The 6,043-nt window shown below is 58.0% G+C and carries 4 protein-coding genes; 3 read left to right on the forward strand and 1 reads right to left on the reverse strand.

The genetic code is table 11. The features are described from left to right. Nucleotides 1-8: 8 nt before the first annotated feature. From RUH64_RS15620 to RUH64_RS15630, 3 genes are all read left to right on the forward strand, one after another. Nucleotides 9-2,795: a DEAD/DEAH box helicase gene (locus tag RUH64_RS15620; protein WP_313814624.1), complete on the forward strand. Its 2,787-nt coding sequence runs from the start codon at nucleotides 9-11 to the stop codon at nucleotides 2,793-2,795. A 71-nt stretch (nucleotides 2,796-2,866) separates the two neighbouring features. Beyond that, complete coding sequence (locus RUH64_RS15625) at nucleotides 2,867-4,477, forward strand: amidohydrolase family protein (RefSeq protein ID WP_313814625.1); 1,611 nt, start codon at nucleotides 2,867-2,869, stop codon at nucleotides 4,475-4,477. A 388-nt stretch (nucleotides 4,478-4,865) separates the two neighbouring features. Continuing rightward, entirely contained in the window at nucleotides 4,866-5,594 is a 729-nt protein-coding gene (locus RUH64_RS15630; RefSeq protein WP_313814626.1) for a polyprenol monophosphomannose synthase, read from the forward strand. 129 nt (nucleotides 5,595-5,723) lie between these two features. Here RUH64_RS15630 and RUH64_RS15635 read toward each other — a convergent pair whose 3' ends face one another. Then, complete coding sequence (locus tag RUH64_RS15635; RefSeq protein ID WP_313814628.1) at nucleotides 5,724-6,041, reverse strand: RNA polymerase-binding protein RbpA; 318 nt, start codon at nucleotides 6,039-6,041, stop codon at nucleotides 5,724-5,726. Between the last annotated feature and the right edge of the window lie 2 nt (nucleotides 6,042-6,043).

Raw genomic sequence — 6,043 nt, forward strand, 5'->3', positions numbered from 1 at the left:
GGTCTCCATTGACTTCCGCTGCGGAAAATTATGCGCACGCCAAGGCCCGACAGATTGAGGTTGGAACGCACCTGCCAGACTTCCGGGCGAGTATTGCCTTCGATCTTGATCAATTTCAGGCCGAGGCCTGCCGCAAGGTTGCCGTAGGAAATAGTGTCCTTGTGGCTGCGCCGACAGGTGCTGGAAAGACCGTCGTTGGTGAGTACGCGATCTTCCAGGCCATTAGGGAGAACCGCAAGGCTTTCTACACCACGCCGATCAAGGCGCTGAGCAATCAGAAGTACTCTGACTTGGCCAAGCAGTACGGCGCGAATAAAGTGGGCCTGCTAACCGGCGATACGTCAATCAATTCGGAAGCCCAGATCGTGGTGATGACCACCGAGGTGCTTCGAAACATGCTCTACGCCGATTCCCAGACTTTGGACGGTCTCGGCTATGTGATCATGGACGAGGTGCACTATCTGGCAGATAAGTTCCGCGGAGCAGTCTGGGAAGAGGTCATCATTCATCTGCCGTCCAACGTGCAGATCATCTCGTTGTCGGCCACCGTCTCCAACGCCGAGGAATTCGGAGGCTGGCTTGATACGGTGCGAGGCAATACCGACATCATCGTCTCGGAGGTTCGCCCTGTTCCACTGTTTCAACACGTCATGGTGGGGCCGAACCTTGTGGATTTATTTGCCGAAGACGTCGCCTTTGACAAGGTAGCCAACGGCGACAGCAAGGCAAACGTTAATCCAGAGCTACGTAAACTCGTACGAAGCCAGAGCGCTGGAGGCCGAGTTCAGCGAGGACGCAGCGCACGCGGATATCGTGGAGCTTCAAGAGCGCCTAAAATTGGCCAGCGGACCAGCCGCTCGTCGGTCATTGCAAAGCTCGACAAGGCCGGCCTGCTTCCAGCGATCTTCTTCATTTTTTCCCGTAAGGGTTGCGACATGGCTGTCCAGCAGTGCGCCATGGCTGATTTACGGTTGACCACAAATGAAGAATCCGCGGAGATTGCACAGGCTTTGGACGAGATTGCCTACCGCATTCCCAATGAAGACCTTGACGTTCTTGAATTTTGGAGTTGGAGAGACGGGCTGACCCGGGGCTTTGCCTCCCACCATGCTGGTCTGCTCCCGATCTTCAAGGAGATCGTTGAAGACCTCTTTGCCCGGAACCTGATCAAGGTAGTTTTCGCTACCGAAACCCTCGCGCTGGGTGTGAACATGCCAGCGCGATCGGTAGTTCTGGAAAAGCTGGTTAAATTCAACGGGGAATCGCATGTACAGATTTCATCGGGGGAGTACACACAGCTGACCGGACGAGCCGGCCGGCGCGGGATCGACGTCGAAGGCCATTCGATCGTCCTGTGGAACCCAGACATGGAACCTGAATCCCTGGCAGGGCTGGCCTCACGGCGAACCTATCCGTTGAATTCTTCATTCCGCCCGACCTACAACATGTCGACAAACCTGCTGGCCCAGTTCGGCAGGGAGCAGACAAGACAGATCCTCGAAAGCTCCTTCGCTCAGTACCAAGCTGACCGGTCGGTAGTAGGTATGGCGCGGGAAGTGCGCTCGAAAGAAGAATCCTTAGCCGGATACGCCAAGTCGATGGAATGCCATCTTGGGGACTTCTCCGAGTATCTGAAACTTCAGCGCGATCTCGCAGCGCTTGAAAAAACCGCTTCCAAAGAGCGCAAACACCACCGGCGATCAGCTGCTGAACGTTCCTTGCAGGCGGTGATCCGAGGCGATGTTGTTGACCTTCCCGGAGGCCGACGGTTCGGCAGGGCAGTGATAATTGCCTTAGACACGGCAATGTACAATCCGCGCCATACGGTACTCACCGAAGAAGGCCAGCTGCGCAGGCTTTCGGCAGAAGACCTCAACGGGCCGTTGCAAATTGTTTCCCGTATTCGAATTCCCAAGGGCTTCACAGGACAGACGCCCAAGGAGCGGCGAGACCTTGCCTCCTCGCTGCGCAATGCAATCTACGACCACCGGCCTCCACGCCAGGATGCGCAGAGCTTTGACTACACGGGCAGCGATACCTTTGAGCGCCAGATTCAAGAGCTGCGTTTGCAGATGCAGGACCACCCGTGCCACGCGTGCTCCGAGAAGGATGCCCACATGCGCTGGGCGGACCGCTATTGGAAACTGAAGAAAAGCGCTGACAAGGCACGTCGGCAGATTCGCGGACGCACCAATTCGATTGCCACTCAATTTGACCGGATCTGCAATGTTCTGGAGCAGTTTGGCTATCTGCAGTCGGACTCGGCGAGTGAGGAATTTACCATAACCGACGCCGGGCGCAGGCTGCGCCGAATCTATGGCGAGCGGGACCTGCTCAGCAGCCAAGTCTTGGAGACAGGGATGCTGACGAATCTGAAGGCAGAAGAGCTCTGTGCCGTGGTCGCTTTCCTGGTCTATCAGGGACGGCGAGACTTCGACCGACCTGACCCAAGCATGCCGACCCAGAAGATCGGTGATATCTGGACCCGTACCATTAATATCTGGGGCAAGCTTTCGGACGCGGAAGAAGCGGCGAACCTAGAGCCCACGGCTCCACCGGAATCAGGACTCATCTGGCCGATCTACAAATGGGCTCGGGGCGCAAGCCTCAACAGCGCACTGCGTGGAACCGATCTGGCTCCCGGAGACTTTGTGCGATGGGCCAAACAGGTCATCGACACCCTCGACCAGTTCGCTAAGAACACCGACCTGCCTCCGCGGTTGGTGCGCAATGCCTACACGGCAATGGACCTCGTCAAACGCGGTGTCATCGCCTACTCAAACGTGCTCGACTAACATCTAGCCGCGCCTGACATCCTACGTTAGCTGCCACCGCAGAGCGTGGGAATAGAAAAGGAAGTTAGCTCATGGCAAAAACGCTGTACCACAACGGTTCGGTCTACTCCTCAGCAGATCCATTTGCCACCGCGATGGTCGTCGACGGCGACACCGTCGCCTGGATCGGCGGTGAGGAAGCAGCCGAGCGCCACGCCGAAGCGGTCGATCAGATCATCGATCTGAACGGCGCCTTGATCACCCCGGCCTTCGTCGAGTCCCATACCCACCTCGCGGCGCTGGGAAGATCGCTGTCGGGCGCCGACCTTTCATCGGTAGGTAGTGCTGGCGCTTTGCTCGAAGCAGTATCGCTGCGTGCTTCGGGCACCGAAGGACCGGTTCTTGCCCAGGGATGGGACGAAAGTACCTGGGATGTGCGTGTACTTCCCACGGAGGCTGAACTGACCGATGCCGCCTCCGGCCGAGGCTATTATCTGGTTCGGCGGGATGTGCATAGCGCGCTGGTCAATCGTGAGCTGCTGGAGCAGCTGGGACTGGAACAGATTTCCCCAGGCGTGGTCAGCGGCAATGAACACGACCAGGTTCGCCTGGCACTGTCCTCGTTGCAGTCGACCGATGTGGACTTCCAGCGCCGTGCGCTAGAGCACTACGCCTCGCGCGGCTACGCCACCGTAGTTGAAATGGCGGCCCCGCAGCTGGAAGGACGCCGGGCCCTCGATAACCTGCTGGCAATAGAAGACCAACAGCTGCCGCAGGTCTACGCGTTCTGGGGCGAGCTCGTTGGGGATGGCGAACACGCAAGTCAGCTGGTCTCCAGCTTTCCCGCCGGGCGTGTGCTGGGCCTGGGCGGAGACTTGAGGGTTGACGGTTCACTGGGCAGCCGTACGGCCTATCTTCGAGAGGACTACGCCGACCAGCCAGGGCATCGGGGAGTGCTCCACCTGAGTAAGGATCAGATCGTCAAACACCTGATCGCCTGCAGCCAGCAGGGCATCCAAGCCGCCTTCCACGTCATCGGCGATGGTGCGTTGGATGTTGTGCTCGACGCCTTCGACGACGCGGCGCAGCAGATCGGCGTTGCGAAACTGCAAATGTGCCGACACCGCATCGAGCACGCTGAAATGGTCGACGCCTCGAATCGGGCCCGATTGCTGCAGTATTCGATCATGGTGTCCATGCAGCCGGAATTTGACGCGCAGTGGGCTGGCGAGAACGGCATGTACCAGGCGCGCCTTGGCGACCGCTCCCGGGGCATGAACAACCTCTCGGCCATGCTGTCTTCCGGCGTTCCGCTGGTGCTGGGTTCCGATGCTCCCGTGACCGAGGTCGACGGCTGGAAAATTGTGCGCGCTGCGATGAATATGTCGGATCCGGAATCGCGGATCTCGGCACGGGCGGCATTCCTGGCCCAGACACGTTCAACCTATCGAGCGATGGGGGAGATGAACCCAACTGCCGGACAATTGGTGATCGGAGCCCCGGCGACCTTTGCGATCTGGAGCGCATCGGAGCTCGCGGTGCAGACGCCGGATGTGAGAATCAGCTCGTGGAGCACCGACGCCCGCGCGGGCACCCCCATGCTCCCCGTGGTCGACGAGCAGATCCCTGACTGCCTGCGAACCGTACGTGCCGGTAATATTCTGCACGATCAGTTGGACCCGGCTGCCGTCCGCAACCTCTAACAAACTGTAGAAGTTCTTGAATCAAGTAACTGACCTGTAGATTTTCAATGAAGGTTCTGGTCATGAACTGGTTGACAGGTGCGGTGGGTCAAGCATTAGGCTGTACTAAGCGCCTCTTCGTGATGCACCTCGCATTGTGTTTGAAACGACGCAATTGAATAACGATCCCCAGTGACCTTAGATAACATTTCCCGAGTTTTCGAACCTGGGAAATAGGGCCGAAGTCACTGGGGATCGTTGCGTTTGGCTGTGTCCGTGGAAGCGCGGACAACCTAGGGTGCGTATACTTTGAGATTGGGCTTCTGTTGATTCACGGCCGGATTTTGTTCATTTTCCGTCCGTTGACCTAGAGCCCGTTGTTGCTGTCTATGAAGAAAGGTGCCGCCGAGTGCGCGTCATTACGATCATTCCAACTTACAACGAATTGGAATCGCTCCCGCTGACCGTCGGAAGGCTCCGAACCTCGGTTCCAGACTCGGATGTACTGATCGTCGACGATAATTCTCCAGACGGCACCGGCGAACTGGCAGACAAGATGGCTGCGGAAGACGGCAATATCTTCGTCCTGCACCGTACCGGCAAGGACGGTCTCGGCGCCGCCTACATTGCCGGTTTCGAATGGGCCCTGGCCCGTGACTACGACGTGCTCGTCGAAATGGATGCCGACGGCTCCCACATGCCAGAGCAGCTTCCGCGTTTGTTGGAAGCGAGTGCCGCAGGTGCAGACCTCGTCATCGGCTCACGCTGGGTCAAGGGCGGCGAGGTAGTGAACTGGCCGCTGCACCGTAAGATCATTTCCCGCGGTGGATCGTTCTACTCGCGTACCCTCTTGGGTCTGCCGTTGCGGGATATCACCGCCGGCTACCGGGCTTTCAAACGTGAAACACTAGAGGCTATCAACTTCGACGATATTGAGTCACGCGGATACGGCTTCCAGGTTGACATGACCTTCCGCGTCGCAATGATGGGCAAGCGCATCGTTGAAGTTCCGGTGACCTTCGTCGAACGTGAGCTCGGGGCGTCGAAAATGAGCGGAAATATCGTTGTTGAAGCCATGTGGAACGTGACCCGTTGGGGCCTTGGGGCCCGTTGGAAGAAACTGACCAGCAAGAAGTAACTTCTTTTGCTAGTAGTGCGGCCTGGAGCGATACCGCTGCGGGTCGCACAACTATTTAACACGCGGGTTATAAGAAAAACGGCCGTGACGCCCCCAAAGGGGAATCCCGGCCGTTTTAGGCTGAAGGTCTTAGACTGCTTCGCCGCGCGACGCACGCAGCTGAGTCAGGCGATCAGCCAAGATCTTTTCTAGCTCTTCCTCGGTACGGCGTTCGAGCAGCATGTCCCAGTGAGTACGCACTGGCTTTTCGTTTGCTACTTCCTCAGCCTTTGCTTCACCATGAACCAGCTTGGCTTCCTTGCCGGTCTTTGTGTGCCAGGTTGCAGGGATTTCTGCCTCGGCCGCAAAGACAATGAAAACGGTTTCGCCGTCTTCGGTACGGTATTCGACGCGCTGACGGGCAGCCGGCTCCACACCTGCCTCAGATTCCATGCTCTGTGCACCCAGGC

It is taken from the genome of Glutamicibacter sp. (assembly GCF_032154645.1).
Taxonomy (GTDB): domain Bacteria; phylum Actinomycetota; class Actinomycetes; order Actinomycetales; family Micrococcaceae; genus Glutamicibacter.

What these genes read in the sequence shown, in the direction of transcription:
- RUH64_RS15625 (WP_313814625.1), top strand. Translation starts at nt 2,867, where the DNA reads ATGGCAAAAACGCTGTACCACAACGGTTCGGTCTACTCCTCAGCAGAT.